The organism is Bacillus sp. JZ34, assembly GCF_053903205.1.
In genome coordinates this window covers 1632423-1659415 of the sequence record NZ_CP096403.1, presented here as the reverse complement: position 1 = coordinate 1659415, position 26993 = coordinate 1632423, and the positions used below count along the sequence as shown (strand labels likewise).

Sequence of the window (26993 nt, the reverse complement as noted above, 5' to 3'; positions counted from 1 at the left end):
CGGGCGCACAAAAAAACACCTGCATGGTTCAATGCAGGTGTTTTAATGAAAAAGTCCTATTCTGTAGCTTCTTTTTCGATTTTGTCTTTATTTTTTTCGGCGGTATTTTCTTTCGATTGTTTTGATTTCAGTTCAAAATACTTATCAAGCACTTTCCGGCCGAGTTCGTTTGTAATTGAATATCTTTGGCCATAGTCATTATAAACCCAAGGAACGACGACGGAAATTGCGACTTCAGGATTATCGTAAGGAGCGTAGGCAACAAGCGTTGTATTGTATGTCGGTGTTCCCGTTTTCGATTTGTCCGGTCCGTCATAGAAAGACTGGGCCGTTCCTGTTTTTCCTGCTGGTTTATATGAAGCAGAAGCAAACTGACCCGCTGCCGTACCTTTTGTCATTACGCGCCTGAATCCGTTTTGGACTTCTTTAATGTATTGATCGCTCATGTCTAATTTGTTCAATACTTCAGGCTGCACGGACTGTTTAACGGCCCCGATTCCTTTTTTCGAATCAGGCTCCCTGATCTCTTTCACGAGCTGCGGCTTCATGCGGTACCCGCCATTGGCAATCGTTGATACGTACTGAGCCAGCTGCAGCGGTGTGTATGTGTCATACTGTCCGATGGAATAGTCAAGCAAGAAACCAGGCAGTCTTTGAGATCCTTTGTAGCCTGTTGCTTCATTTGGCAGATCGATTCCGGTTTTGACGCCGAGGCCGAACTGGCTGAAATAATACCTGAATGTGTCAAATGCTTTTGTTTGAAGATTGAGAGGCTGGTGCGCCTTATATTGACCTTTACCAAGGGCGATCGCCGTTTTAAACATGAACACGTTTGAAGATTGTTCAAGCGCTCCCTGGATACCCAGTGTTCCCAAGCCCACTCTCCATGACTTTTTCGGATTCGGCGAGTCACCGATCCAAAGCGGTTCATCAAGAAAAGTCGTATTTAAATTAATGGCTCCCGTCTGCAGACCTGTTAAAACAGTGGCCCCTTTGACAGCCGAGCCCATCGCATAAGAAGACGTCATCGCGCCGAGGGCATAGTCGTCAACCTTTAATTTGCCGCTTTCGTTTTTAAGCTGCTTGCCGGCAATCGATAACACTTCCCCGTTTCGCGGGTCCATCATGACGACGAATGCGCGGTCGAGAAGCGGAGCGCTATGCTGGGCTTTGGCGGACTTCAGTTCATCCTCAATAATTTTTTCAATCGCTTTTTGCATATCAACATCGATCGTCAAGACTAAATCTTTTCCGCTTTTCCCCTCGGAAATGACTTCCTTATCGACGATGTCCCCTGATTTGTCGGTAATATTTTTTACTTTCTCTTTCTGTCCCTGAAGCACATTTTCATATTCGGCTTCGAGGTAGCTTTTTCCGACCCGGTCATTCCGGTTGTAGCCGAGCGACAAATAATGATCAAGCAGACTTTTCGGAAGCCCTTCATTTGAATCAGATATGCTGCCGATCATCGTTCTGAGCAGACCGTTATAAGGATAATCCCGCTTCCAATCTGACGTCACATCGACTCCCGGAAGCTCGTCCAGGTGTTCGCTGACAACCGCCATTTCTTTTGCCGATACGTCTTTGTTTTTAATATACTGCGGAGTCAGCGCGTACCCTGAATCCATCTGGCGCTTGATTGCCAAGACTTTCAAATCTTGATCTGTCAGTTCTTTCAGTTTATCTTCCGTAATCCTGTCAAGCTGCAGCTGGTATAAATCGTCTTCTTTCAGCTTGCCGTCCTTAACTTTTTTCCGGTCCTGATCGGTGATGAGCTTCTCGGCTTTTTTCGGCCTCGTTAAAATCCAGTAGTCCTTTTTATCGCGCTCCGTTATTTTATCTGTATCGATTTCGATCATTTCTGCAAGTTTTTTTGCTATTTTGAGCCTGTCCTCTTGAGAGGTCGATGATGTCCTTGTGTATGTAATGGCATTCATCGGTTTATTTTTCACGATCGTGTTTAAGTTCCGATCATATATTTTCCCCCGCGGAACGCTTGTCGAGACATCGACTTCTTCCTGCTTCTGCACTTCGTTCGTATAGTCTTCGCCAAAGACGATCTGCACCATGCCGAGGCGCACGACGACGATGGTGAAAATAATAAAAGCGAGCAGGAACAATATGTTCAATCTAATGGGGAGCGATTTACGTTTTTCAGTTTTCATTTTTTTGTTCATCATTAGCATCACCTTTTTGAAATAAAGAAAAGACACCTTATGAAAAGGTGCCAAATCTATTGTAAAGTTTTTTTCGGCATTTTTCTACTATTTTCCCTTGCGGCTTACCTTTTTCCTTCTAAATAATTGGGTTCAGCTGTTTGTTTATGCGCATCTTTTCCGACCGTTTCGCGGGCGGGCTCTGTCAGACGGATATCTTTGACGAAATAGTAGATCAGCGTGTGGCCTGCCCCCAGCAAAACGAGGGAAACCGGAATGCCCAGGTCTTCTTTCAGCAGCGACACGAGCAGCAAAAAGACCAAGATCGAGACAATCCGTCCGATGTTTAAAAAAACCTCTCTGACGACAATATATTCGATCCGCGCTTTCCGGGCATACCTTGCTTTACCGATCACATCATATGTGAGCGATGAATACGGTACGAGCAAAATCGGATAGCCGATCGCAATCGCTACAGCATACAGCAGCAGCGTCACATACGTCATATGAAACAAAATCAGAAATAGAGCGCCGAACAGGATGAGACCGCCCATTAAAATCGCCTTTTTGCGCGCTCCTTTTTTAATAAGCCGCGTTGCGAAATAGTATGCAAAAAAAGAAACAGCTGAATTAATCAAGCCGAACTTCCCCAATGCCAACTCGCTCTTTGTCGTAATAAAGACAAAGACATTGATTAAAAAAACGAAAATCCCTTCTCTCAGCCCCTGAAAAAAATGAGCATTTGTAATGCTGCGCCAATTCGGGTCTGAATTTCGTTCCGCCCAGATTTTCTTCAAAATGTAGCGGCCGCGCGATTCACGCCTCTTTAAAAAAAAGCTCGTGATGACAGCCACTGAAAATAAAGCCAAGGACAGGCTGAAAATCACCGTGTACCCCGTGTTGTCAGCAAGCCGTGAAATAACATAGCCGGCGACAATCGGACCGATCATTCCCGCGCCGGAATTTAAAATGCCGAGAAACCCGTTAAAAAAATCTCTCGTGTCCGGCTCAGTGATTTCAAATGTCAGGACATTAAACGCAAGCCAATAAAATCCGTAGCCAATTCCGAGCACACTGCCGAGCAGCACAAGCCGTGATCCCGCATTCTCCCCCGCCAACAGCACAGTTAAATAAAATACAGCCAAAAACGAAACGCCAAACCTGAGTATAAACACCCTGTCGATTTTTTTAGCAAGGCGGCCTGCAAACATAAAGATGATAGGCTGCATCACGACGATCGACAAATTGTAAATAGCCAAATCGACAAACTGTCCGGACTGCTTCCACAGATATACATTCACAAACGTATTGGAAAGGGCAATGCTAAGAGAATAAAGGCCGCCGACTGCAAGCAGCAGCAGGAGGTCCCTGTTTACTTCAACATCGCCTATTATGTTTTTGATTCTGCTCATAACTGACTCCCCTTTACTGATCATCATTAGTCTGTCTCATCAAAAGTCAGTTATGTACTTCAGAGCAAAAGAAACGAAAAACAAACAGACCGGCTTTTTGCCGGTCCTTCAACAGCCGCTCCGCTTCGCGAACAACATAAAAAGGCCCGCTTTCCGCGGGCCTCTCAGCGTGTCGACAAACCCTCGCATTCGTTGTCAGGCCTGCGCGTCGGTACTCACGAACCCAACATTCGCTCCGCTCCGATGCTCGGCCTTCCTAGACTGCAAGGGTTTTCAATCACGCTGAAAAGGGATGATAAAATCCCAAAACAAAAAGTCGTTTTGGAATTTTATCAACAATCTGAAAGGCCCGCTTTTCGCGGGCCTCTTTTCTCAAACTGGATTATTTTGCTTCGCTGTAAAGGCGTGCAACTTCATCCCAGTTCACGACGTTCCAGAATGCTTTAATGTAATCTGGACGGCGGTTTTGGTAATTCAGGTAGTATGCGTGCTCCCATACGTCAAGACCTAAGATAGGGGTCTTGCCTTCTGAAAGAGGAGAATCTTGGTTTGGCGTGCTTGTGATTTCAAGCTCTCCGTTATTGACAACAAGCCATGCCCAGCCGGAGCCGAAACGGCCAGCTGCTGCAGCGGCAAAGTCTTCTTTGAATTGATCGAAGCTGCCGAATTTGCTGTTGATCGCTTCTGCCAATTCACCAGTCGGAGCGCCTCCTCCGTTTGGAGAAAGAAGTTTCCAGAACAATGAGTGGTTGGCATGTCCACCGCCATTGTTGCGGACAGCTGTGCGGATGTTTTCCGGTACAGCATCAAGGTTTGCAACAAGCTCTTCAACAGATTTGCTTTCAAGATCCTGTTTGCCTGCCACCGCTTCGTTCAATTTTGTAACATATGTGTTATGGTGCTTCGTATGGTGAATATTCATCGTCTCTTTGTCGATGTGAGGTTCTAACGCATCGTAAGCATAAGGTAATTCTGGAAGTTTGTAAGCCATATCAATTCCTCCTTAATTTGTATGTATTGAAATGCCGCCTTTAGCAAGCCTTTCCTCTTTCAATGTATCAAAAGAAAAGGCTTGTTTCAATGGAAATGCTCACAAAATGATCACAGTTGCATTTCAAGCGCTCACTAAACTTTATCCTTTTCCCCTTCTTTTTAAACATGGACGGGAAAATTTTAGAGCACAGTATATAAAAAGTAGCCGATCATTATCAGCTGAATCACACTTTTCGCAAAAACGCCTGAAATAAATCCGATCAATGAACCGATCCCGATTCTGGCCGCTGTTTTCAAATCCTTCTGATGGACAATCATCTCACCCGCCAAGGCCCCGACAAAGGGCCCCAAAATAATGCCCGCCACAGGTATCACAAAAGGTCCGATCAAAAGGCCGATTGTGCTGCCCCATATCGCCGCCCTGCTGCCGCCGAAGCGCTTAATACCGAGGAGATTTGCAATATAGTCAGCAGCAAACAATACGGCTGTAAAAATGCCTTCAATGATCCAAAACAGGTAGGAGTAATGCCCGAATGTAAATAAAAAACCGTATAGTACAAAGCCGGCTACGATGAAAACGACGCTCGGAATGATGGGATAAACAAGGCCGATGAACGCAATGACGAACATCGCCGCAATGATGATCCAATATAAAACATCCATCCGAATCTCCTCCAATCGATTGTGATGCTTCATATTATACCCATTTTTCCAAAAGGAAACTTCCAGAGCCCCTGTTGATCGATAAGTTTTCTTGTATTCGTCCTTTTGTGACGATACAATAATGCAGATACATTATAGAAATAGGAAGTGAAAAACGAATGAATTTATTTCAGCGATTTTTTAAAAGTACATATTCCCCTCACTCGATTGGCAAAATGCGTTTCCAAGGCATAGGGAAAACGATTTTATACGTATTTTTGCTCAGCATCATCGCCGCTCTCCCGAACCTTTACCATATCAGCAGCGGAGTGGTGAATACAATGAACAGCTTTCAGTCAGCTGTAAAAGAATTCCCCGCTTTCTCCATAAAAGACGGCTCACTGCAAACAGATGCAAAGAAAGCGATTGAATCACAGTCATTCGGATTTGTCATCGTTTTTGATCCGAGCGGCTCTTATAAAACAAAACAGATCGAAGACAAACGGAATTCCGTCGGCATTCTGAAAGATAAGTTTGTCATCGCCATTGACGGCCAAGTTCAGGAAATGCCGTACACCATGCTTCCCGAAGACATGTCCAAGGACGATATCCTTTCTTTAGTTGATCAAAATAAATCGGTGATTGTTCCCGTCTTATGCGTTCTGCTGTTTTTGGCGACAGCAGCCGGAAAATTCATTGATGTCTCGGTTCTTGCCGTCATCGGGCTGATCATACGCAATGGACAGAAGAAAATGCTCTCCTATAAGCACCTTTGGGTGATGTCTGCTTATTCGATCACGCTCGCGACCGTGTTTTTTGCAATTATGGACGCGCTGGAGGCGGTGGTTCCAAGTCAGTTTCTCCTGAACTGGTTTGTGAACTTTATCATCCTGTTTCTCGCCATTAAAGAGACGCCGTCTTCTAAAGCAGCAAAGTAAAACGGGAAGGAGCAAATTTATTGTCATGTTGAAAGAGGGACAAGCGTAACATAATAAAAAATGCATGAAATGGGGACAAATCAGATGAAACGTGTGATTGTGCTGTTTTCGATTTTGCTCGCCCTGTTCATTGTTTATTATGACTTGAAATCAGGCACCATCCCTCAAAACGCCTTGCCGGCTTCAACCATGGCAGCAGAAGCTCCGGCTGCAAGCCTGCAATATAAGACCGTTACCGTCAAACCCGGACAGACCGTATTTTCAATCATCGGGAACAGCGCCGTTCCGGCCGACAAAATAGCCGAAGATTTTGAAGCGCTGAATCCGAATGTGAAGGCGAGCCGCATTCAAGCAGGCATCACCTACAAGTTTCCCGTTTATCCTGAATAAGCGTTAATTTCTTGTCAGTTTCATGAACGGGCTGTTACAATAAGACTTGTAAACGATTTGGTATAAGAAAAGGAGCAACCGCCTCCGAATTATACTTAAGGAGCGAATTCAAGTGAGTGAAATCACACATCGTACAAAAACGCGTCCCGTTAAAGTGGGACCTTTAACAATAGGCGGCAATAACGAAGTCGTCATTCAAAGCATGACAACAACAAAAACACATGACGTTGAAGCAACCGTCGCCGAAATCAACAGACTCGCGGAAGCGGGATGTCAAATCGTCCGTGTCGCCTGTCCTGATGAACGGGCTGCAGACGCGATTCCTGAGATCAAAAAGCGGATATCCATCCCTCTTGTCGTGGATATTCATTTCAACTATAAATTGGCTTTAAAAGCGATCGAAGGCGGAGCCGATAAAATCCGCATCAATCCGGGAAACATCGGCCGCCGCGAAAAGGTTGAAGCGGTGGTCAATGCAGCGAAGGAAAAGGGCATTCCAATCCGGATCGGTGTCAATGCAGGCTCTCTGGAAAAACGAATCCTTGAGAAATACGGCTATCCGACAGCAGACGGCATGGTCGAAAGTGCACTGCACCACATTAAAATTCTTGAAGATCTCGATTTCCACGATATCATCGTCAGCATGAAGGCGTCTGATGTCAATCTGGCGATTGAAGCGTACGAAAAAGCGGCAAAAGCATTCGATTATCCGCTTCATTTAGGCATCACCGAATCGGGTACGCTGTTTGCCGGTACGGTGAAAAGCGCCGCCGGTCTCGGCGCGATCCTTTCAAAAGGAATCGGCAATACATTGCGGATTTCTTTAAGCGCGGACCCGGTCGAAGAAGTAAAAGTCGCCAGGGAGCTCCTGAAATCTTTCGGGCTCGCTTCCAATGCAGCGACATTGATTTCCTGCCCGACTTGCGGCCGGATCGAAATCGATTTGATCAGCATCGCCAATGAAGTCGAAGATTACATTGCTAAAATCAAGGCACCGATCAAAGTTGCCGTTCTCGGCTGTGCCGTCAACGGTCCCGGAGAAGCGCGTGAAGCCGATATCGGGATTGCCGGCGCACGCGGCGAAGGCCTCCTGTTCCGCAAAGGCGAAATCGTCCGGAAAGTGCCTGAGGAAACGATGGTCGAGGAATTGAAAAAAGAAATCGACAAGCTCGCCGAAGAGCATTATGCCAAACAAGCGGCCGAAAAAGAAAAATTAAACACATAATCAAAAAGCTTGACGGATATCCGTCAAGCTTTTTCCGTTAGAAAAACGGGGTGATGAATATGCCAAGCACCAAGGAAACTGCACCGATACCCATTGCCCATGCTCCTAAGCCAGCTGCTCCTTGTCTTCTGGCTATATAACCGACAATGATCCCTGCAATTCCTAACAGCACTGGAAGCATAAACAAGGAAATAATCGAAAGCGCAAGCGCGATATACCCGGTTACGCGTCCGCCGGCAGCATCGGCATCGTTACGCGCGTCACCGTTGTCCCTGTTATCCGTACGATAAGTCGGGGCAACTTCTGCTGCTGTTTCTTCTAAAAAGTCATCATTATCTAAAGTCGCATCGACTAGGTCAGCATCATAACCGGCCCGGTTACGACCGCGAACATTTTGATCTCTTTCCATTCGATATCCCCCCTCTTTAATCCATAAAGGAGCATTTATAGTTTAAGCATTTTAGCCCGATTCATGTTTGCTAAACTTTACTGTAAATGTTAAAAGATTATGATACACTGGAGGAATGGATGATAAGGAGTGTGGACATGTTACATTTAGGAATCGATATTGATGGAACGATCACTGCCCAGGATACTTTTGTTCCCTATTTGAACGAGTCGTTCAGCCTCTCCATTACATTGGAAGATATTAAGGAATATGACTTAACAAAGCTGCTGAATATATCCCAGGAAGATTTTTGGAAATGGATGAACGAAAACGAGCCCCGCATCTATCAGGAAGCATTGCTGGCTCAATATGCCAAACAGACGCTGGATGAGCTGAAAAAGCAGCATAAGCTGATATACATTACGGCAAGAAGACACCATCTGGAGGATATCACCTTTGATTGGTTCGAGAAACGCGACATTCACTATGACCATATAGAACTTGTCGGCGGTCACGATAAACTGGAAGCCGTCTTCAGGCATAAGATCGATGTTTTCTTTGAGGACCACCACGGGAATGCAACCATGATTGCAAAAGAAGCAGGCATTCCGGTTCTGTTGTTTAATACGCCGTATAATCAGCTTCCGATCGATTCAAACATCGTCAGAGTCGACAGCTGGCTTGAAGCCGCCCAATGGCTGAAAAAGAACGAGAAAACGATTAAAGGCGCAAAAAGCATGTAAGATAAAGTCTCTTACATGCTTTTTGCGTTAAAAAGGCATATGGCTTTTTAACGCCATATGCCGCTTTTCTTTACTGCGCTTCTGCGCTTTTTTCTTCGCATCGCGGGCACGTTCCGTAAATTTCAAACTTGTGGCCGCTGATCTGGTAGCCGTCAAGATCGTCTGTCAGCTTTTCCATCGGGCATAGCTCGATTTCCTTCGTTTTGCCGCATATCATGCAAATAAAATGATGGTGGTGATGAGCAGAAGAACATTTAAAGCGAAACAGCTTTTCACCGGAAAGCTCAGTCGTTTCCAAAATGCCGAGTTCTTCAAACAGCGACAAATTCCTGTAGATCGTATCAAAGCTTAACCCTGGATAATCATCGTTTAAAGCGGAAAGGACGTTTTTCGCCGTTAAATATTTATCAGAATCACTAAACAGCTGAAGCATATCCTCCCGTTTGCTTGTATATTTATATCCTTTTTCCTTCAGTAAATCAAGCGCTTCCTGTACGTTCACGGCGAATCCTCCTTTTGATTTTATTATAACTGATGCACAGTATCAGGATAAAGATCGACAGCATCACGATTGTTCCCCCCGGCGCAAGATCGAGATGATAAGCAAGCACCAGGCCGACGATGACGGAAAGTTCACCGAATAGAATCGATAAGAAGATCGCCTGCTTAAACCCCTTGGCAATGCGCATGCTCGCAGCGACAGGGAGCGTCATCAGCGCTGAAACGAGAAGCGTACCGACGATTCTCATAGAGGCGGCGATAACAAGCGCAACGATCAAAATAAATATAAAATGAATCCACTTTGCGGAAATCCCCGAAGCTTTAGCATGCTCTTCATCAAACGACAGAAGAAACAGCTCTTTAAAAAGGGAAAACACCACAATCAAAACGGCCGCGGAAATTCCGACGATCACCAGCATGTCTTCCCGCGAAACAGCGCTGACGCTGCCGAATAGATAGCTGAACAGATCCGTATTAAATCCGTCCGCAAGCGAAATAAAAATAACGGAAATCCCGATTCCCCCCGACATGATAATCGGGATCGCCAGCTCTTGATAATGTTTATAAACCGTTCTCAGCCTCTCGATAATCAAAGATCCGGCAACGGAAAACGCCATTCCGAAATAGATCGGGCTGACGCCGGCGAGTACTGCAAACTGTTTGCCTGCATACAGGCTCGCTGCTATGCCGGCTAAAGAGACGTGGCTGAGCGCATCTGCGATCAGCGACAGGCGCCTGACAACGATGAATACACCGAGCAAGGGCGCGATGAGGCCGATTAATATTCCTGAAATAAAAGCGTTTTGCAAAAACTCATAATGAAAAAAAGGTGTCAGCATTATTCGTGTCCTCCATGATGATGGTGATTGTGGCTGATGGCTTGAACATCATGCCCGTAAAATTGAGACAAGTCTTGATCTGTCATGGACTCAAACTCTTCTGTATTGCCGTGAAAATGAAGATGTTTATTCATGCAGGCAACGTGTGTGACTTTATCGGAAACCGTGCCGACATCATGGGTGACAAGAATGAGTGTAATGCCTTTTTCACGATTCAACTTCTCCAGCAGCTTGTAAAACCCTTCAACTGTTTTTTGATCGACTCCAACCGTCGGCTCGTCAAGAATGAGCAGCTTCGGTTCGCTCACAAGCGCTCTCGCGATGAAAGTTCTTTGCTGCTGTCCCCCCGAAAGCTCGCCGATGTTCCTGTCTTTCAGGGACGTGATGCCGACGGCTTCGATCGCTTCATCCACCTTTTGCTTATCGGCTTTGGACATGCGTCTGAATAAGCCGAGCTTCGCTGTTAAACCGCTTGCCACCACTTCATATACGGAAGCGGGAAAACCGGTGTTAAAGCTGTTTGCTTTTTGGGATACAAAGCCGATTTTGCTCCAGTCCTTAAATTTTCTGAGAGGGACGCCGAACAAATTAAGTTCGCCTGTCTGCGGCTTAATCAGCCCCAGAATGCATTTCAGCAATGTCGTCTTTCCCGATCCGTTTGGACCGACCAAGCCGAGAAAAGTCCCTTCTTCAATGTTTAAATTGATATCTTCTATCACATTTCGATGATCATAGGAATATGATACATGCTTCATTTCAATAATAGGTTGTTTCAATACGTTCACCTTCAACTTCTCCAGAATCATTACGATTTATCGCACAAAAAGAAAATGGCAGCCAAAAAGCAGCAAGCCATTTTCACGATTGACCAGTTCATCTTTAAATTATACATATAAACTAAAAAAAAGTAAATGAAAGCCTAATGGATGGCATTTTTGAACTTTCCTCCACGCGTTTCGTGCGTGTCCATAATCGTTATAAAAGCATTGTGATCAATATTGAAAACAATCGATTTCAGCTTTGTCACTTCAAGCCTGGTCACAACGGCATAAATCACCTCTGTATCCTCATCGGAATAGCCGCCTTTCCCTTTGAGCTTTGTCGTTCCCCGGCCGAGGCGATGCAGCAGCGCATCGGAAATCTCCTCGTATTGATCTGAAACGATGATGACCGCTTTCGTCTCATCAAGCCCTTGAATAACGGCGTCGATCGTCTTCATCGCAATATAGTACGTCATAACCGAAAACATAGCCTGCTCAAGGCCGAATACAAAGCTTGCCCACGTAAAAATAAAGACATTGACGAACATGACAAATTCGCCGACTGAAAATGGCAGCTTTTTCGTAAGCAAAATGCCGAGTATCTCAGTTCCATCCATAGAACCGCCGTTACGAATAACAAGCCCTACGCCGAATCCGAGCAGAAGACCGCCGAATACGGCTGCCAGAACGGGCTGAGTCGTAACCCCTTCTACATGATGCAACAAGGTTTCAATAATTGATAAGCTGATGATTCCGATCAGGGTTGAAATTAAGAACGTTTTTCCGATGTGCTTGTAGCCTGAAAACATAAACGGAATGTTAAGAACGACGACGAGCAGTGCGAAGTTGATATACGGAGTATCTTTAAAAATGTAGTCCAATATTAGTGAAATGCCGATAATGCCCCCGTCAATGATGTTGTTCGGCACTAAAAATAATTCGATGCTGGCGGCTGCACAGGCAGCCCCGACGAGAATCATGACGATCCGAAACGCCACTTTGACCGCTGATTCTTTTTTATGCTGTTTTATGGTATTTGCCATTCTGTCTCTCCTTTTTCCAAACTGGCCAAACTGTCCCTTATCATCATATCATTTAACAGACTGAAATAAAAAAATGACACATTTTTAATTTTACGCCATACATTAGTTCAGAGGGGAGGAATGGACGTGATTTTATTTCAAAAAATCGTGCTGCAGCGTTTAAATCAGGTCACGGCTGACGAGGTGCTGAAGTACGCTAAACAATACGGAATTCATGTAACAAGAAAACAGGCGCTTGAAGTGGAAAAGCTTGTGAAAGGAAAAAACATCAATATTTTTAATGAGGAAGAACGCAATAAACTGCTCAAGCAGGTGGAAGCGGTCACTTCAAAAGAAGCGGTGCAGCTCTTGAACCAGCTATTTTCTCAATACGTATCATAAAAAAGGGGAGCTGATACGCCCCCCTTTTTTTATTGCTGCTTGATTTTTTCCAGCAGCCCTTCATCAAACTGTTTATTTTTAAGCATTTCAATTTCAAACCGGTATGGCGGCTTTTTGTTCTTTTTATCTTCTCCTACATAAGGCGTTTCAAGGATTTTCGGAATATCTTTCAGCTGATCGTGGTGGACGATGTATTGAAGCGCATCAAAACCGATTTCTCCGAATCCGATGTTTTCGTGCCGGTCCTTTCTCGCGCCTCTGACATTCTTGCTGTCATTAATATGAAGCACTTTTAAACGGTCGATTCCGACGATCTTATCGAATTCGTTTAAGACACCGTCAAAGTCGGATACGACATCGTAACCCGCGTCATGGGTATGGCATGTATCGAAGCAGACGGATAAATGTTCATTGTGTGTAACGCCGTCGATGATCTGTGCCAGCTCCTCAAACGTCCGTCCGCATTCTGAACCTTTGCCGGCCATCGTTTCCAAAGCGATCTGCACATTCTGATTCGGGTCGATGACCTCGTTCAATCCTTCGATGATTTTTTGAATGCCCGCTTCTGCGCCTGCACCTACATGAGCTCCCGGGTGAAGAACGATTTGTCTGGCGCCGATCGCCGACGTCCTTTCAATTTCAGAACGCAGGAACTCGACACCGAGCTCAAATGTGGCCGGATTTGTTGTATTGCCGATATTGATAATATACGGGGCATGAACGACGATATCAGAGATGCCGTTCTCCTCCATATGGGCTCTTCCTGCTTCAATATTTAAATCCTCGATTTTTTTCCTGCGCGTGTTTTGCGGCGCTCCCGTATAGATCATAAATGTATTGGCGCCGTAGGAGCTTGCCTCCTGACTGGCCGCAAGCAGCATATGTTTTCCGCTCATTGAGACGTGTGAACCGATTTTCAACAAAACTGTTTCCCCTACTTTCCTTTTCTAAATTGCTTTCTTTTTTGCTGTCTTTTTCTTTTATTGATTTCCGTCTGCATTTTCTTCTTATATCCCGGCTTGACTTTTCTCGGTTTTTTCACAAGCCGCTTGGCGGCCTCATCCGTTTCATCAGGCGTTCTTTTTCGATTCTGACGGCGCTTGCGGTCATCGATCTTTTTCCACTCGCCTTTTTCAAGCCTCATGTTTTCAAACACGATTCCCATCTGTTCAAGCTTCACAAGTGCATCTTCGTCAGAGGTATCATAAAACGTCATCGCTGTTCCGGATGTTCCGGCGCGCGCTGTACGGCCGACGCGGTGAACGTAAAAATCAAGATCGTCTGGCAGTTCATAGTTAATGACATGGCTGATGCCTTTAATATCGATTCCCCTTGCAGCCAAATCAGTGGCTATGATATAGGTGAATTCCAGATCGCCGATTTGCTTCATCACTTTTTTTCGTTCCCGCGGCGTAAGCCCTCCGTGAAGAAGTCCGACTTTCATCCCTTTGTCCGTCAGGTATGCGGCGATTTCGTCAGCCGTTGTTTTTGTATTGGCAAAAACAATCGCCAAATACGGATTTAAATGGGTCATAACCTCGAGCAGCAGCTCATTTTTATCCCTGTGTCTGGAAGGTATCAGCACGTGTTCGATTTTTTCGGCCGTGATGTGCTTCGGCTCAACATGCGCATACCTCGGATTGGCCATATACTTTTTCAGGAAAGGCTTTAATTTTTCTGGAATCGTTGCGGAAAATACGAGCATCTGCAAGCCTTCAGGCATATGCGACCCGATAAAATCGACATCTTCCAAAAATCCCATATCAAGCATTAAGTCCGCCTCGTCGATAACGAGCGAACCGGCTTTATGAACATCGAGCGCCTGCTCCCTGATCAGATCTGCAATCCGCCCCGGCGTACCAACCACCAGATGGGGCTGTGTTCTTAATTTGTCAATCGATTTTTGTTTATCGGTACCGCCGATGAAACATTTCGAACGAACCGCTTCATCAGGCCCTAAAAACTTGGTGATTTTCAGGACTTCCTGATGAATCTGGTTGGCGAGCTCCCTTGTCGGAGCCGTAATCACGACTTGAACGAACTCTTTTTCAAAATCGATCCTGCTTAAGAGCGGGAGCAGATAGGCATGCGTTTTTCCCGTACCTGTCTGCGACTGTCCGATCGCGCTCTCCCCTTTCAGCGCCGCAGGAATTAACCGCTTCTGAATATCAGTCGGCTCATAAAATCCCAAGTCGTGAACAGCCTCTATAATAAACGGCTTTAAATCGTACATTTCAAATTTCGTTTGTTTCATTTTCCCAACTCCTTCTTGGAAAGCCTTTATTCCGACGCTCCAAGCTTTATCCTATATGGCTGAATTGTGCGCTTATGTATCCTTTTTTATGCCGCACTGCTTAAAAAAAGGCTGATATCATGTCCATCATTAAATTATAACTGATCCTGCGGAAAAAAACCATCACCCCCGCCCTATTCGGGCCGGCGGCAAAGGCACTTTGCCACCGTTGGTGCATACCCTATCAAGAGAAGGATTTTGAAAGGAGGTACAAGTATGTTTCAGCAACAGCCGATGAGAAATCAGCCAGGACCGCAGATGCCGCAAAGGCCCGGCAGAGCCTTGATGCCGAGACATCCGGGGATGAGAATGCAGCCCCCTCAAGCGCAGCAGCGCGGCCTGCAGCAAATGTTTCAGCCGATGGGCGCCGCCCAGGAGCAAGCAGGGGCGCGAGGAGGCGGCGGGATTCAGGGTTTGCTCTCGAAAATCCTTCCTGGATCTGCCGCGTCCGGGGGAACAGGAGCAGGCCTCGGCGGAACCGGAAGCGGCCTTGGAGGCATTCAGGGTCTTGCCAATCCGGCTACCATTTCAAACATGCTCGGCAATGTTCAAAAAGCGCTCGGTGTAGCCCAGCAAGTAACGCCGATGATTCAGCAATACGGACCTCTCGTCCGCAATCTCCCCGGCATGGTGAAAATGTTCAGACAGCTGAATTCCGATGATACTGAAGCGGAGGACAGCGAACAACAAAAAGACGAACCGGACAACAAGACCGAAACGAGCGGCGAAAAGAAAGAAGAAATAAAAGTGTCTTCCAAAACACCCGAAAAATCCAAAGCCGAAGAAATCAGAAAAAAACGGAGCCGTTCAGCCCCTCCGTCTGCAAAAAGAAAAACCGGAGGATCAAAACCTAAACTGTATGTATAACATTCTTTGATATCTCCTGCGGGATCAGATATAATGAGGTCTATAGAGACTGCAAAAATAAGCCGTTTTTTACGGCTTTTTATCATGCCCGGCTCTTACTTCTTTATAGGAGGACTAAGAATGAACGTAATTAAAATATCGCCGCGCGGCTATTGCTACGGTGTCGTCGACGCCATGGTCATCGCAAAAAACGCGGCTCTCGATAAAAGTCTGCCGAGACCTATATATATTTTAGGAATGATCGTTCACAATAAACATGTCACCGACGCATTTGAAAAAGAGGGCATTTATACGCTTGACGGTCCGAACCGGCTTGAGATTTTGAATCAGGTCGACAAAGGAACGGTGATCTTCACCGCTCACGGCGTTTCGCCCGAAGTCCGTAAAATAGCTGAGGATAAAGGTCTTGTCGCGATTGACGCCACCTGCCCTGATGTGACAAAAACACACGATTTAATCCGAAAAATGAAAGCGGAAGGCTATCACGTCATCTACATTGGAAAAAAAGGACACCCGGAGCCTGAAGGAGCGGTCGGTGTCGCCCCGGATATCGTTCATCTTGTCGAAACCGAAGAAGACGTGGAAAGGCTGGACATTGAAGCGGAGAAACTGATTGTCACGAACCAAACGACGATGTCCCAATGGGATGTCCATGATATTATGGAAAAAGTAAAAGAAAAATATCCGGATGTTGAATTCCACCAGGAGATTTGTCTGGCCACCCAGGTGCGTCAGGAAGCGGTGTCCGAACAGGCGAAAAAAGCCGACTTGACAATCGTTGTCGGCGATCCGAAAAGCAATAACTCGAATCGCCTCGCCCAGGTCTCCGAGGAAATCGCAGGCACGAAAGCATACCGGATCGGCGATTTAAGCGAATTAAAGCTGGAATGGCTCGACGGCGTGGAAACCGTCGCTGTAACGGCCGGCGCATCGACCCCGACTCCGATTACAAAAGAAGTCATCCGCTTTTTAGAACAATTCGATCGTGAAGATCCTTCCACATGGAAGATCAGTCACGAAGTACCTCTTCAAAAAATCTTGCCTAAAGTAAAAGCAAAAACCTGAAGCATCCATCGCTTCAGGTTTTGTTTTTATAAAAATGTAAACGGGTTCGTATTTGTATCTGATGGAAAGACGGCGACATTGTATTTTTTCTTTCGGCACATCGCCGTCAGCTTTTTCGCAACTCCGTTTTTCATGATTTGTTCGGCATAATGTCCAGGGTCGACCACATTCAGCCCGATCATCATGGCATCGTGCGCCGTATGGAAATAAAGATCTCCTGTTACATATACATCGGCGCCCATACGTTTTGCATGATGGATGTATTTATTGCCGTCGCCGCCTAATACAGCGACCTTCTTCACTTTCGCATCAGACTTGCCCACCATCCGCGCTCCGTTTGCCTCCAGCTTTTCTTTCACATAACGGGCAAATGCTTCGAGTGTCATCTCTTCATTCAATTCACCGATACGGCCCAGCCCTTTTCGAAGCGGACTCTGCTCGACGGGATAAATATCAAAGGCCACTTCTTCATACGGATGAGCCTCATTCATCGCTTTGATCACGGATTTTTCAATACCTGACGGATAAACGGTCTCGATTCTTACCTCTTCGACCCGTTCAAGCTCGCCCCGCTTGCCGATAAAAGGATCGGCTTCAGACAGCGGCTTGAAGCTGCCGACTCCTTCTGAAGAAAACGCACAGTGGCTGTAGGCGCCGATATGACCGGCTCCGGCGTCTCCAAGCGCTGCGCGCACCTGTTCTTCATAATCTTTCGGGACATAGACGGCGAGTTTTTTCAGCGGCTCTTCGTAGGTTGGAACGAGCACTTTTGTGTTCTTTAATTCCAGCGCTTCCGCAAGCATGTCGTTGACACCGCCGTCAGCAACATCGAGATTTGTATGAGCCGCATAAACGGCGATATCATGCTTGATGCACTTTTCGATCAGCCTTCCGCCGGGCTGGTCTGTGATGACATGTTTCAGCGGCCTGAAAACAGGCGGATGGTGCGCAATGATTAAGTCAACGTTCTTTGCAATCGCTTCATCAACCGTTTCTTCGAGAACATCTAGCGTGACCATGACATTGGACACCGTTTTGTTCAGCGTGCCGATTTGCAGGCCGATTTTATCGCCTTCAACGGCGTATGACTTTGGTGAAAATTGTTCAAACAATTGGATGATTTCATGCCCGTTTATCGTTTTTGTCATCTTCTAAGTACCTCCTTTAAGACCTCTATCCGTTTTGACAGTTCAAGCAATTTTTGTTGATTTTCTGCACTCGGAAGAGCCGCTTCAATTTGTTGATAGATGTTTTCCGTATGTTTCAGTTCTTGCGACCATTTTTTGATAAAAACAGCATTTTTTTGTTTGGCCAAAAATGGGCCGACAAGCATGCCTGCCGCAAAGGAAATCCCATCGTAAGCCGCATCCCGATCGCCCGCTTCCGCGACGAGAACCTCATAGTACTTGCCGTCTTCTTCAAGGATTTCTTCATTGATCAGTGCATAGCCTTCCTGATAGAGCCATTCTCTAATATGGTGAGCGTGGATATTCGGCTGTAAAACCAAACGTTCCTTACCTGAGAGCTTATCCTTGCCCGCTTTTAGAATGTGAGCAATGAGCGAGCCTCCCATTCCGGCAATCGTGATCACATCAGCTTCGCCCTTTTCAATCACTTCAAGCCCGTCGCCTTTCCTTACGGATATGAGCGGACTTAATTGCAATTTCTCAACCTGCTGCTTCGCAGAAAGAAAAGGACCATCTGTGATTTCTCCGGCGATCGCGGCACTTGCCAGTCGATTCAGCACACAAAAGCAAGGCAAATACGCATGATCAGACCCGATATCAGCCACAACCGCCCCTTTTGTTATGTATTTCGCCACAGTCTGCAGCCTTTTCGATAACTTCAATTCATTCACAATTATCACAACTTTTCTAGATTCATTTTTCCTTTACTATCATATAAAAAATCGCTTTAGTTTCCAAGCTGGAACAGCAAATCAACATTTTACTCGATCAATTTTTGATTTTCTCTGTAGTACGCACGTAAAGCATGAGTCTCAAGATCCGCGAGCCGAACCGGAATCGGCATCCTGCTTTCTCGATTGACCAAGCTCATTGCGATGTCATAACTGCTGTCTAAATCAATCAAATGTCCGCATGATAGAAATATCGGTTTGACATCTTGCCTTGTCCGCACCGCACGTCCGTAGACTTCGCCATCAATTACAATATCAGTATAAGCACCGAAATTATTATCAGGCATCACAAAATCAGTTTGTTTTATTTTCAAGTAAGTTTTCGCAATGCCGATCGTTGGCTTTTCGAGAAAAAACGCCGCATGTGTCGCAATCCCCATATGGTTAAAATGGAGATAGCCATTCCCGTCAAATAAAAAAACATCCGGTTCAATCGTCAGCTTCTTAGCCGCCTTAATAATAAGCGGCAGCTCCCTAAAAGCAAGAAACCCCGCGATATAAGGCACAGCGATTTTTCCTGCACTATGTACTTTTTCAATGACACGCTTCGTATGAAAATCCAGCACGATGATACTGCAGACACCAAACGCTTCACCATCTTCCTCCCAATAAGCTAAATCAACCCCCGCACAGGTTTGCAGAGCGTCTTTACTGATGGAGTTTACTAGATTGATATGTTTTTTTAGTTTTGTTTGTATCGTTAAGAAGTCATTTTCTTGGTTTAAATTAAAATCGTGTATGTTGTTGATGTTCATCTTTAAAAACCAACTTTCTATCATCCCATTTTTTAAGCGCCTTTAGCCAGATCATATCTAAATTGTTCAGTTCATTCAAAGTTATTGATTCATACCGGGATAAGCCGGGACAGCAAGATGTCTTATAGAATGAGCAGCATATAAAAAAGAACCCCTCAACAAGCAAAAAATTGGGAGCTCTGTTTGTCTTTTTGTAAATCGAAGTATTTTCTAATCATTCATTATTATTCTTTATTTCTCAGCTTCATCGTCATACTGTTTACACCCTCAAAAACAGCGTCCCGTATGATTTCAGTGTAATTCTCATAACTGTCGCTTTTGGCTTTAATGATATCTAAAACTTGTTTAAATTGTCCATCTATGATAATCGTAATGCCTTCGACCTTTTCACCTGTCTGATCATTCACAAATTCCTCATTTAACATGGTTACCGTATCATTACTATTCATAAGACACTCTCCTATCTTTTTGAAAATAAATTTTTCCCTTTATGATTGATCCAATACTTTTGATTTGTAGGAACTAGATTTGTAAAGTCCTCATAAATTCCGATCCAATGATTCGGTACATATTCTTCATAAGATGCTGGCTCTGGGTATATGGAATACAACTTTTTTTGACTAAAATCTAACAAATCATCGGCTGGCTATTTATATTTATGTTCGGCTGCTTTTTGAAGTGTGGCTTCGATGTGGTCCACTAATTTTTCCGGCCTTCTCGTTTCCATGTCTTCTAACGGGTTTTCCCAGTCTAGATTTTTTATTAACAGCATATAAAAGGTGCCTGAAGGATCAATATCTATGTACCAGCCGACATCTAAAGTCAAGCGGCTTTCTTTATGCTCCAACTGCAATAATGATGACGTAAAGTTGAACCAGTCATCACTGTCTTCCTCTAACTGATCTGGATCGATATCAATTAGTTTATTATAAGAGACAGTCCATCCTTGAGGAACTCTCAGACGTAAATAGTCAGGAGGGCCTTCAAAAATAAAAATGTTCCCTCCAAATGCCGCCGCTTCTATTTTCCAAATGATCCGTTCCAATTCGTCCACTAACTGCCGGCGATCTTCAACATTGATTGTGTCAATCGTTTCTCCATGATTGTCACAAATATGTATAAGATAATCATCATGGCCTTTAATGATTTTGACCGCAGCATGATATCTTTGTTTTTCTAATTCTATTAATTTGGTATTTGGTTCAACTGTTTCTTGTGTGACGGTTAAATCATGATATTTAACGAACCAGCCGCACGGTATATTTATAGGTTCTAATGATTTTATGGAATTAGACAAATCGTTCACTCCTGATTTTCTATTATAAACTGTTGATTTGTTTTCTGCTATATCTTGTATTTCTGCTCAGGGATTTCCTGTAACTCTAAACTTTAAACATCCTTTTCTAATTTGATAAGTTCTAATTCACTAAGGTTAATAAAATAGGAGAGCTGTAGTTAATTTTGTATTTGTAATTCCTTTAATATCTTTTTCCTCAAATCACTCGCAATATCTCCATTTATGTAATCGTCCAGCAAAGAATTTATTTTCTGAATATAATTATCTGCATCTTCTATACATTTTTCAAAACAGTCAATAAAATGATCCACTAATGTGTCATCAACTAAAGTAATTGGTTCTGGGTAATATTTAACCCCTTCTCGTTCAAATGCTTTTTTACTAGTGTATGCAACTGCATCAATCATACAGTTCCAAGCTGCGACATCTATTTCATTATCTGACATCTCTTGAATTATAGTTATACCATTTTTCTCATTATCCAATAAATCATAAAGAATATCCCCAATATCATTTTTATCGTTTATCCACTCCCAACATTTTTCTAGAATTTCCTGGGCAAACATTTGGTCTTCCTTTCGGGAAAATACCGACGAAACTTTTTCTGAAAGCCCAAGAAATAATATTACTTTATCGTCTTCTGTGAAACGATCGAAGTTTGTATCAGTCATCATTTTAACCTCCAACTAATCAATATCCTTTTCATTTTTAATCTTTAGATTAAGTCACAGTTTACCTTAATGCTTTCATCAATTTCCTTCCGATGTTACAAAGACTTTCAACGTTTTTGAGGCTTTGTAGGGGTCAAGCGCGTATTCACGATGGTGTTTTGCCGTTTTTTGCGATTTGATATTTTATTAATATCATCGTCGAGTGTCCAATCCGTAGCTTGGATATTCAGCTTTCTTATTTCTATTCTAACTATTAAGTAAAAAATCTTGAAAAGCATACAGCTAATCAAGACTTGAAATTGATTATATTTATTTTTTCTTATTCGTTGCTACTAGATGGGACAAAGACAATAAATTCCCCTTTAGGATATGTTCCCTTCCAACCGCAAGGCCATCCGCCTTCTTTATATATCTCAAAAACCTTTTCATAAAAATTATTTGTTTTTCCATTGACCAACCGATTTAAAGCACACATTGTGAGGTCTCCTTCAATCTCCTCATGAATATCTACATAATCAAACGGAAGAAAATTTTCAGAGTAATTTTCATAGTCACCGAAATACTCGTATAATTCATCCTGCTGAGTAGCTAAGTCTAAATCGTATATCTTTTCTACAATATTTTCAGTTCCTAATGACTTAACATTCTCCCACACTGTATCAACTTCATTTAAATCTTGTGACCAAGCAAAATTTTGCGCATCACTAAAACTATTGATTACTTGCAAATTAGGTACATTAAAGTTCTTACTGAAAAACATCTTGTTATTACGAATAAAGCTTATTACTTCTTCGACTAATGGAGTGTTCTTACCAAAATCCATTTAGATAACCACCTTTCCCATAATTCTTCAGTTGTTCCACCGCCTCTGTTCCAAATAGGGAGCTATGTGTCAGTACTTAACTATTTGCATTAGATGACTGACGGAGGTCCAGTTCAAACTGCCGACACTAAAATACAAAGGACAGTGTCCACAAGCTCTCCTGCTTGGAGCAATCATCATGCTCGTCTTCTTGTCTTTTATGTATGACAAATTGAAATATGAATAATTTTATTTCTTTTTTCAACCATTCACATTAAGAAACCTTGAAAGCTATTGCCAATCAAGGTTTCTATAAAACATATTTTACGTCCCGTCATAACCCGTACAATAAAGCCTTTCGAAAATAGGAATTACTGTTTTCTTAATCAAAATCCATGGTCAAAGTCTATTTCATACAAATCTACCCATTCTATAAAAGTCGGCATTGATTTAGTTCTAATAAACTCATTAATTATCCGGTAAGCTAAACACGATCCACATAACTGCAAGACGGAACCTTCATTGGCTCCCCACCTACTAAATGTTCCACCGTTTCTATTTCAACATTTTTATTCATTGGAACTAGGTAGTCTGGATGTCTCATTATAAAGAAACCATATGGTTCATCATAGAAGAAAATTAACCATTCATCACAGCCCTCTACTTCAAGACATGAATCCCCGCTTCCTTGCTTCCAATAATCCTCGCCTTTTTCAAATACAATACTTCTTATAAAATCATCATTCGGATTTTCAATTGGTTCTTCAACCGGTCCATTATACGTGATCATATTAATACCACCTTATTTGGCAGCCTCAATATTAAGTAAAAAATCTTGAACGCTCTTCCTGGAAACTTTCTCCTTACTGTCTTTTTTCAAAAATTTCAAAAAGGCTTTTTCTTTTTGGCCTGGATTTTTAGATAATAAACTAAAGTGACTGTGAAATTCCTCAAATAACTCGTAAGAATCAATAGATTCGATGGTTTCAGGTAAATACTCATCTTTCTGATATTTATATGCTTTGTAAATTGTATAAGATATTGCATCAGCAATACATATCCAAGCATCTAGAGCATCTTCATTTGATTCAAGCTGCATTAAAGTTAAAATCCCTGTGTCATCTAAATTTTCCAGGTAAGTATAAAGATCGTCTGCTTCTATATTCTTGTGTTCAAGCCACTTCCAGCAGGCATCTAGTGCTTCTTTTATATAATTGAAATCATTTGATTGTTTTAATGTAGGAACTATCGCTTCACAAAGTCCTAAATAATATGCAGATTTTAAATCATCATTCAATTCTTCCCATTCTTGAAACATCTACTACACTCCTCAATTAAATATATTCACCATTTTTAATAACTAAATTCAATCTTCCGTTCGGCTTGATTCCTTGAATAGTCTCAGAAGTTACTTCTATCGTCAGATTAGGAAACATCTCACTAAACTGCTTAAATACTCCAGCTGGCACATTCGGATTATTTAGCCCTTGAATACAGGTTGGACAAACCCCTTTAGGATTAGATTGGTGAATTTTTAATGTTCCTGTTATTTCAGCAGGATTTTTTCCTAAAGCTTCTACTTTGCTTATAAAGTCATTTAACACGCCTTCTTCAGCATGTCTTGTTGCACTTGCGATTTTTCCTGGAGATTTGATAGGTCTATCTGGCATTACTGAGTCTAAATCAGGAAGCCCGGCTTCTTTTCTGACTTTAGGCGATCCACCCTCAAACACTAAATTTTCCAAACCTTCCACATCTGTCTTTCCAACCGCAACAGTGTCAGTTTTAGGAACATTCCATTTTTGGCGTAGAACATCTAAATCAGCTTTTCCAACATCTATTTTACTCCCAATCCTATTGGCTCCCTTACTGACGTTCCCCCCACCACTCACCATCTTCACAATCCCAAGCTCTTTCACCGGCGTTTTCTCAACATTCACGCGGACAATTGGGGTGCCGATGCGGTGGCCTGTTGTGGAGGCCGGCTGTTCGACGTAGACGCGGACGTTTGTCGGAACTTGGAAGGATTTCACCTTTTCAAGGATGTTGTTTCCTTTTTGTACCAGCGCCGCTTTTGGCGATTTCGCGAGCGGAATGTTTTTGCCGGCCGTTTTGGCCAATGTTTGAGCGCCGTGGTTTGCCGTTTTTGCGACAGCACCTGCACCGACGAGACTCAAGGCTGCTTCGATCAGGCCTTGTTTCCGCCTCTCCTCAGAAACTTTGTTTCCAAACATGTCCTTGCCCGTGACGGCTTCTGAGAACCCATTTGAAGCGACAAGGCCGTAGGCGCCCATTTCCGTCATTTTCAAGACGTTCAACGTTTTTGAGGCTTTGTAAGCGTCAAGCGCGTGTTCAGCGGCGATGAGTCCTTTTCCTGTTTTATAAATGGCTTTGCCGCCTTTGAAGGCTCGGCCTGCCCACCCTACGATCGGAATAAATCCTGCTGCCGCCATTGCTCCGGCGGCGACACGCTGGCCGTCTGTCAGCTTTTCTCCTGTGACCGGGTCGACGCCGTCAGCGGCTCTCTTATAATCATAATACCCGCTGACTTCTCCGACAAATGTTCCGGCTGCGTCGAGCGCTTTTAAATACCAAGGCTTGTTCGCTTCTTCTTCTTGTTTTTCCTGAAGCCTGCGCGCTTCTGCCTGTTCATTTTTGAATTCAATATAATTGGCGGCTTGATTTTCGACGTCTATCGTATTTTTATAGATCTCGCTTGAGTGGAACGATTTCAAGCTAAAATACATCGGCGAGGCGGTTTTTCCGTGGCTTGTAGCTTCCATTAGCCCGGAATATTTGCCGAGCACGGCGCTGTCGAGCGCTTGTAAGTTTGTGTATTCGGTCTTGAGCGATTCATCCAGCTGATTAACGGCGTCGATGGTGTTTTGCCGAGTTGTTTGCGCTTTAGACATTTTATCAATATAGTCATCGAGCGTCCAATTGTCCAAGTCAACGATATCGCTGATACTCGCGATGATTTTATCCATTTCCAACTTGAGCCCCGAGACGATTTCCGTCGCTTTCAAATCAGCGTTTTTCAGTTCATGATCCAAAAAAGAGATTTCCACATAAGAATCGGACAGCTTTTTGTCCTTTATATCACCTGATACACCTTTAAAAAAAGCAATCTGCGCTTCAACAAGCTTTAACCAACTGTCTACAATCTCTGCCTGTCCCTTATAGAAGTCTTTAATGTTGTCCGCACCTTTCCCCTGAAAATCATCACCTAAATCGGCGACTCCGAGAAACGCTTTTTTGAGCGTTTGCAGTTGATCCTCAAAGGTTTCGTATTGTTTCTTGCGGTTATTCGCTGCTTCAATTAAAGAATGCGCTTCAAATACTTTCATTGAATTGTCCTCTCTAACCTAAGGGCTATTTTCTGGCGATTGCTTTGTCCTGCTCTTTCAGCAAATCGACATTTTCCTTCGTATCCTTTATGTTTTTGTGTACGGCTTTTTTGTAATCGGCCACCATCTGATGTATGTTCTGCTCGCGTTCGTGGCACTTTGTCACATATGTCAATTTATTTTTCCCCGCAGCTTTCGGAGGATTTGGCAGGTCTAGGGCATCGAGCGCCTCTCTTACGGCCTCCAGCTTTTTGATGACCGCTTCATGTTTCAGCTTGATTGTCGTCATTAAAACCAGCTCCAACTGTTTTTGATTGAGCGGAGTTTATCGCTCAACTGATCAATCGCTTTTTCTCCGAGAGAAAGCAAATGATCCGCCTCTTTAGCTGCCGCTCCCGCCAATTCAAGGCTGTGTTTTTCAATTTCCAGCGCGAAAATTTTTCTCTCCAGCTGTGAAATATAGCCTTCGTACTTTCCGTTCACGATGTTGTACATTGATGTATGAGCTTCATCCCGTTCGTCATCAAAATCATTGGCGAAGTCCCCCGTCCAGTGGCTGTTCAGGTGAGGGTGCAAGATTTGTCTGATCTCGACTATCCCGGTTTCGTGTTCTTTCTCAATCTCCTTTTTGGCTGTTTTGACTCGTTCAATCCGGCTTTCTACATCAGCCAGCTTTTGGTTAATCGTGCTGTGGATATGATTCAATGTGCTCTCATGACTCATATGATTCACCTCAAGAAATACTCAAATAGACGGATGTCACCAGTGCATCCGCTGCATTTTCTCCATTTATATAATAGTAAAATAGATGCAATCTTACTTAAATAGGGTGGAATGCTTATTTTTTCCCTTGCAAAGATGAGTGCAGTCTTCAGAAAAAGTAATAAAGACCTATTACCGATAGACGCCGCACCGTCATAAAGGACGAAATCACGGATGCTGAAACAGTTCAAATCACCCTTTCGAGGTGACTCCTCGTCAAGCAAGATCACCCATTTACCGAAAACAGAAAAAGGATTCGCACAAAAGCTCTTATCAAAGCTTTCATTGCGAATCCTTTTGGTGATGAAACGGTTTTAACCTATTTAATCTCCGACACCCATTTTGCCATATCATCAAGCTTTTCCGCCGGAACCAGTCCTCCCGGCATTCCGTTACCGCCTTTTTCAATCTTTTCTTTAATCGCACCTGTATCCATCCGGTCCCCGACGCCCTTCAGTTTAGGTCCTGATACACCTTCATAATTCTCGCCGTGGCAGGTTACACAGTTCGCTTTGTAAATTTCTTCAGGCGAGGCATCCGCTTTGTCTTCTTGAGCTGTTTTATTCCCTTCGCCTGCAATTTCTTTTTCGTCATAAAGGCCTTTTATGGATAAGATAAAAACCAGTCCTATGCCCATAATGGCGATTAATAAAAATGGTATCAATGGATTGCGGTTCATTTTACATCCCCCTTTTTAATTTACCCCTGCCCCTTATGTAAACAATTCTAATTCTACTTTAATTTTACAAAAAGTAAACCAATTATGAAACAAAAGCTGATGAAGTTCACATTTTAGACAAAATA

General features: G+C 43.7%; 30 protein-coding genes and 1 pseudogene. 7 read left to right on the top strand and 24 right to left on the bottom strand.

Going from position 1 to position 26993, the window contains the following annotated elements:
• Positions 1 to 56 precede the first annotated feature (56 nt).
• The 4 genes from M1D90_RS08445 to M1D90_RS08430 all read right to left on the bottom strand — a co-directional run bounded on the left by M1D90_RS08445 (position 57) and on the right by M1D90_RS08430 (position 5224).
• Positions 57 to 2180 carry a peptidoglycan D,D-transpeptidase FtsI family protein gene (locus tag M1D90_RS08445; RefSeq protein WP_456283349.1) on the bottom strand — a complete coding sequence of 708 codons (2124 nt, stop codon included), beginning with the start codon at positions 2178 to 2180 and terminating at the stop codon, positions 57 to 59.
• 101 nt (positions 2181 to 2281) lie between these two features.
• The gene (locus tag M1D90_RS08440; protein ID WP_023855214.1) at positions 2282 to 3568 is read right to left on the bottom strand and encodes an MFS transporter; all 1287 of its coding nucleotides are present in this window, start codon (positions 3566 to 3568) and stop codon (positions 2282 to 2284) included.
• A 382-nt stretch (positions 3569 to 3950) separates the two neighbouring features.
• A complete protein-coding gene (sodA, locus tag M1D90_RS08435; RefSeq protein ID WP_003183541.1) occupies positions 3951 to 4559 on the bottom strand; it encodes a superoxide dismutase SodA in 609 nt (202 codons plus the stop codon).
• Positions 4560 to 4741: 182 nt separating this feature from the next.
• Entirely contained in the window at positions 4742 to 5224 is a 483-nt protein-coding gene (locus M1D90_RS08430) for a DUF456 domain-containing protein (protein WP_026579296.1), read from the bottom strand.
• Between the two features lie 158 nt (positions 5225 to 5382).
• Between M1D90_RS08430 and M1D90_RS08425 the strand changes: the two genes are divergently transcribed.
• The 3 genes from M1D90_RS08425 to ispG all read left to right on the top strand — a co-directional run bounded on the left by M1D90_RS08425 (position 5383) and on the right by ispG (position 7756).
• On the top strand, positions 5383 to 6141 hold the full coding sequence (locus M1D90_RS08425; RefSeq protein WP_128822561.1) for a DUF1189 domain-containing protein: 759 nt from the start codon (positions 5383 to 5385) through the stop codon (positions 6139 to 6141).
• A gap of 84 nt (positions 6142 to 6225) precedes the next feature.
• A complete protein-coding gene (locus M1D90_RS08420) occupies positions 6226 to 6531 on the top strand; it encodes a LysM peptidoglycan-binding domain-containing protein (protein ID WP_026579294.1) in 306 nt (101 codons plus the stop codon).
• A gap of 106 nt (positions 6532 to 6637) precedes the next feature.
• Entirely contained in the window at positions 6638 to 7756 is a 1119-nt protein-coding gene (gene ispG, locus M1D90_RS08415) for a flavodoxin-dependent (E)-4-hydroxy-3-methylbut-2-enyl-diphosphate synthase (RefSeq protein ID WP_085959519.1), read from the top strand.
• A 37-nt stretch (positions 7757 to 7793) separates the two neighbouring features.
• On the opposite strand, the gene M1D90_RS08410 is transcribed toward ispG, so the two are convergent.
• Positions 7794 to 8165: a hypothetical protein gene (locus tag M1D90_RS08410; RefSeq protein ID WP_023855219.1), complete on the bottom strand. Its 372-nt coding sequence runs from the start codon at positions 8163 to 8165 to the stop codon at positions 7794 to 7796.
• 137 nt (positions 8166 to 8302) lie between these two features.
• On the opposite strand from M1D90_RS08410, the gene M1D90_RS08405 reads away from it, so the two are divergent.
• A complete protein-coding gene (locus M1D90_RS08405) occupies positions 8303 to 8887 on the top strand; it encodes a 5' nucleotidase, NT5C type (RefSeq protein ID WP_026579293.1) in 585 nt (194 codons plus the stop codon).
• A gap of 70 nt (positions 8888 to 8957) precedes the next feature.
• On the opposite strand, the gene M1D90_RS08400 is transcribed toward M1D90_RS08405, so the two are convergent.
• The 4 genes from M1D90_RS08400 to M1D90_RS08385 form a co-directional block, all read right to left on the bottom strand.
• Positions 8958 to 9389 carry a Fur family transcriptional regulator gene (locus M1D90_RS08400; protein ID WP_035338384.1) on the bottom strand — a complete coding sequence of 144 codons (432 nt, stop codon included), beginning with the start codon at positions 9387 to 9389 and terminating at the stop codon, positions 8958 to 8960.
• The gene (locus tag M1D90_RS08395; protein ID WP_023855222.1) at positions 9367 to 10227 is read right to left on the bottom strand and encodes a metal ABC transporter permease; all 861 of its coding nucleotides are present in this window, start codon (positions 10225 to 10227) and stop codon (positions 9367 to 9369) included. Before M1D90_RS08395 ends, M1D90_RS08400 begins: the two co-directional genes overlap by 23 nt.
• Positions 10227 to 11003, bottom strand: coding sequence for a metal ABC transporter ATP-binding protein (locus M1D90_RS08390; RefSeq protein ID WP_023855223.1), 777 nt, complete (start codon positions 11001 to 11003; stop codon positions 10227 to 10229). The genes M1D90_RS08395 and M1D90_RS08390 overlap by 1 nt, the downstream gene beginning before the upstream one ends.
• A gap of 143 nt (positions 11004 to 11146) precedes the next feature.
• A complete protein-coding gene (locus tag M1D90_RS08385; RefSeq protein ID WP_026579292.1) occupies positions 11147 to 12031 on the bottom strand; it encodes a YitT family protein in 885 nt (294 codons plus the stop codon).
• A 126-nt stretch (positions 12032 to 12157) separates the two neighbouring features.
• On the opposite strand from M1D90_RS08385, the gene M1D90_RS08380 reads away from it, so the two are divergent.
• Positions 12158 to 12412 carry a DUF2624 domain-containing protein gene (locus tag M1D90_RS08380; RefSeq protein WP_023855226.1) on the top strand — a complete coding sequence of 85 codons (255 nt, stop codon included), beginning with the start codon at positions 12158 to 12160 and terminating at the stop codon, positions 12410 to 12412.
• A 29-nt stretch (positions 12413 to 12441) separates the two neighbouring features.
• Here M1D90_RS08380 and M1D90_RS08375 read toward each other — a convergent pair whose 3' ends face one another.
• Entirely contained in the window at positions 12442 to 13335 is an 894-nt protein-coding gene (locus M1D90_RS08375) for a deoxyribonuclease IV (protein WP_020452220.1), read from the bottom strand.
• An 11-nt stretch (positions 13336 to 13346) separates the two neighbouring features.
• Positions 13347 to 14666: a DEAD/DEAH box helicase gene (locus tag M1D90_RS08370; RefSeq protein ID WP_456283346.1), complete on the bottom strand. Its 1320-nt coding sequence runs from the start codon at positions 14664 to 14666 to the stop codon at positions 13347 to 13349.
• Positions 14667 to 14921: 255 nt separating this feature from the next.
• On the opposite strand from M1D90_RS08370, the gene vrrA reads away from it, so the two are divergent.
• Both vrrA and M1D90_RS08360 read left to right on the top strand, forming a co-directional pair.
• Positions 14922 to 15572 (top strand): VrrA/YqfQ family protein, encoded by a 651-nt coding sequence (vrrA, locus tag M1D90_RS08365; protein ID WP_026579290.1) that lies wholly within the window; start codon positions 14922 to 14924, stop codon positions 15570 to 15572.
• A gap of 120 nt (positions 15573 to 15692) precedes the next feature.
• A complete protein-coding gene (locus M1D90_RS08360; RefSeq protein WP_023855228.1) occupies positions 15693 to 16637 on the top strand; it encodes a 4-hydroxy-3-methylbut-2-enyl diphosphate reductase in 945 nt (314 codons plus the stop codon).
• Positions 16638 to 16663: 26 nt separating this feature from the next.
• Here M1D90_RS08360 and M1D90_RS08355 read toward each other — a convergent pair whose 3' ends face one another.
• The 13 genes and pseudogenes from M1D90_RS08355 to cccA form a co-directional block, all read right to left on the bottom strand.
• A complete protein-coding gene (locus tag M1D90_RS08355) occupies positions 16664 to 17785 on the bottom strand; it encodes a Nif3-like dinuclear metal center hexameric protein (protein ID WP_020452224.1) in 1122 nt (373 codons plus the stop codon).
• Positions 17782 to 18429 carry a tRNA (adenine(22)-N(1))-methyltransferase gene (locus M1D90_RS08350; protein WP_031304752.1) on the bottom strand — a complete coding sequence of 216 codons (648 nt, stop codon included), beginning with the start codon at positions 18427 to 18429 and terminating at the stop codon, positions 17782 to 17784. Before M1D90_RS08350 ends, M1D90_RS08355 begins: the two co-directional genes overlap by 4 nt.
• A 155-nt stretch (positions 18430 to 18584) precedes the next feature.
• Entirely contained in the window at positions 18585 to 19310 is a 726-nt protein-coding gene (locus tag M1D90_RS08345) for an endonuclease V (RefSeq protein WP_456283344.1), read from the bottom strand.
• Positions 19311 to 19534: 224 nt separating this feature from the next.
• Positions 19535 to 19759 (bottom strand): hypothetical protein, encoded by a 225-nt coding sequence (locus M1D90_RS08340; protein WP_020452227.1) that lies wholly within the window; start codon positions 19757 to 19759, stop codon positions 19535 to 19537.
• 197 nt (positions 19760 to 19956) lie between these two features.
• The gene (locus M1D90_RS08335; RefSeq protein WP_230631855.1) at positions 19957 to 20616 is read right to left on the bottom strand and encodes a hypothetical protein; all 660 of its coding nucleotides are present in this window, start codon (positions 20614 to 20616) and stop codon (positions 19957 to 19959) included.
• Between the two features lie 149 nt (positions 20617 to 20765).
• A complete protein-coding gene (locus M1D90_RS08330; RefSeq protein WP_328038218.1) occupies positions 20766 to 21278 on the bottom strand; it encodes an Imm6 family immunity protein in 513 nt (170 codons plus the stop codon).
• A gap of 319 nt (positions 21279 to 21597) precedes the next feature.
• Positions 21598 to 22101 carry a hypothetical protein gene (locus M1D90_RS08325; RefSeq protein WP_023855233.1) on the bottom strand — a complete coding sequence of 168 codons (504 nt, stop codon included), beginning with the start codon at positions 22099 to 22101 and terminating at the stop codon, positions 21598 to 21600.
• A gap of 365 nt (positions 22102 to 22466) precedes the next feature.
• Positions 22467 to 22870 (bottom strand): annotated as a pseudogene (locus M1D90_RS08320) (hypothetical protein).
• A gap of 12 nt (positions 22871 to 22882) precedes the next feature.
• Positions 22883 to 23398, bottom strand: a complete 516-nt coding sequence (locus M1D90_RS08315) for an Imm6 family immunity protein (RefSeq protein WP_023855234.1) — start codon at positions 23396 to 23398, stop codon at positions 22883 to 22885.
• A gap of 16 nt (positions 23399 to 23414) precedes the next feature.
• Positions 23415 to 25427 (bottom strand): ribonuclease YeeF family protein, encoded by a 2013-nt coding sequence (locus tag M1D90_RS08310; protein WP_456283342.1) that lies wholly within the window; start codon positions 25425 to 25427, stop codon positions 23415 to 23417.
• A gap of 25 nt (positions 25428 to 25452) precedes the next feature.
• Positions 25453 to 25716: a YwqI/YxiC family protein gene (locus M1D90_RS08305; RefSeq protein ID WP_025811144.1), complete on the bottom strand. Its 264-nt coding sequence runs from the start codon at positions 25714 to 25716 to the stop codon at positions 25453 to 25455.
• Entirely contained in the window at positions 25716 to 26150 is a 435-nt protein-coding gene (locus tag M1D90_RS08300; RefSeq protein ID WP_456283340.1) for a YwqH-like family protein, read from the bottom strand. The genes M1D90_RS08305 and M1D90_RS08300 overlap by 1 nt, the downstream gene beginning before the upstream one ends.
• Before the next feature lie 358 nt (positions 26151 to 26508).
• Positions 26509 to 26868: a cytochrome c550 gene (cccA, locus tag M1D90_RS08295; RefSeq protein ID WP_020452233.1), complete on the bottom strand. Its 360-nt coding sequence runs from the start codon at positions 26866 to 26868 to the stop codon at positions 26509 to 26511.
• Positions 26869 to 26993: the final 125 nt, after the last annotated feature.

Bases quoted from the DNA above. Each gene is read 5' to 3' on its own strand.
- M1D90_RS08345 (WP_456283344.1), bottom strand. From the start codon at position 19,310: ATGAACATCAACAACATACACGATTTTAATTTAAACCAAGAAAATGAC.
- M1D90_RS08410 (WP_023855219.1), bottom strand. From the start codon at position 8,165: ATGGAAAGAGATCAAAATGTTCGCGGTCGTAACCGGGCCGGTTATGAT.
- M1D90_RS08340 (WP_020452227.1), bottom strand. From the start codon at position 19,759: ATGAATAGTAATGATACGGTAACCATGTTAAATGAGGAATTTGTGAAT.
- cccA (WP_020452233.1), bottom strand. From the start codon at position 26,868: ATGAACCGCAATCCATTGATACCATTTTTATTAATCGCCATTATGGGC.
- M1D90_RS08310 (WP_456283342.1), bottom strand. From the start codon at position 25,427: ATGAAAGTATTTGAAGCGCATTCTTTAATTGAAGCAGCGAATAACCGC.
- M1D90_RS08425 (WP_128822561.1), top strand. From the start codon at position 5,383: ATGAATTTATTTCAGCGATTTTTTAAAAGTACATATTCCCCTCACTCG.
- M1D90_RS08405 (WP_026579293.1), top strand. From the start codon at position 8,303: ATGTTACATTTAGGAATCGATATTGATGGAACGATCACTGCCCAGGAT.
- M1D90_RS08305 (WP_025811144.1), bottom strand. From the start codon at position 25,716: ATGACGACAATCAAGCTGAAACATGAAGCGGTCATCAAAAAGCTGGAG.
- M1D90_RS08330 (WP_328038218.1), bottom strand. From the start codon at position 21,278: ATGACTGATACAAACTTCGATCGTTTCACAGAAGACGATAAAGTAATA.
- M1D90_RS08440 (WP_023855214.1), bottom strand. From the start codon at position 3,568: ATGAGCAGAATCAAAAACATAATAGGCGATGTTGAAGTAAACAGGGAC.
- M1D90_RS08300 (WP_456283340.1), bottom strand. From the start codon at position 26,150: ATGAGTCATGAGAGCACATTGAATCATATCCACAGCACGATTAACCAA.
- M1D90_RS08360 (WP_023855228.1), top strand. From the start codon at position 15,693: ATGAACGTAATTAAAATATCGCCGCGCGGCTATTGCTACGGTGTCGTC.
- M1D90_RS08385 (WP_026579292.1), bottom strand. From the start codon at position 12,031: ATGGCAAATACCATAAAACAGCATAAAAAAGAATCAGCGGTCAAAGTG.
- M1D90_RS08445 (WP_456283349.1), bottom strand. From the start codon at position 2,180: ATGATGAACAAAAAAATGAAAACTGAAAAACGTAAATCGCTCCCCATT.
- vrrA (WP_026579290.1), top strand. From the start codon at position 14,922: ATGTTTCAGCAACAGCCGATGAGAAATCAGCCAGGACCGCAGATGCCG.
- M1D90_RS08395 (WP_023855222.1), bottom strand. From the start codon at position 10,227: ATGCTGACACCTTTTTTTCATTATGAGTTTTTGCAAAACGCTTTTATT.
- M1D90_RS08420 (WP_026579294.1), top strand. From the start codon at position 6,226: ATGAAACGTGTGATTGTGCTGTTTTCGATTTTGCTCGCCCTGTTCATT.
- M1D90_RS08325 (WP_023855233.1), bottom strand. From the start codon at position 22,101: ATGGATTTTGGTAAGAACACTCCATTAGTCGAAGAAGTAATAAGCTTT.
- M1D90_RS08370 (WP_456283346.1), bottom strand. From the start codon at position 14,666: ATGAAACAAACGAAATTTGAAATGTACGATTTAAAGCCGTTTATTATA.
- M1D90_RS08430 (WP_026579296.1), bottom strand. From the start codon at position 5,224: ATGGATGTTTTATATTGGATCATCATTGCGGCGATGTTCGTCATTGCG.
- M1D90_RS08355 (WP_020452224.1), bottom strand. From the start codon at position 17,785: ATGACAAAAACGATAAACGGGCATGAAATCATCCAATTGTTTGAACAA.
- sodA (WP_003183541.1), bottom strand. From the start codon at position 4,559: ATGGCTTACAAACTTCCAGAATTACCTTATGCTTACGATGCGTTAGAA.
- M1D90_RS08315 (WP_023855234.1), bottom strand. From the start codon at position 23,398: ATGTTTCAAGAATGGGAAGAATTGAATGATGATTTAAAATCTGCATAT.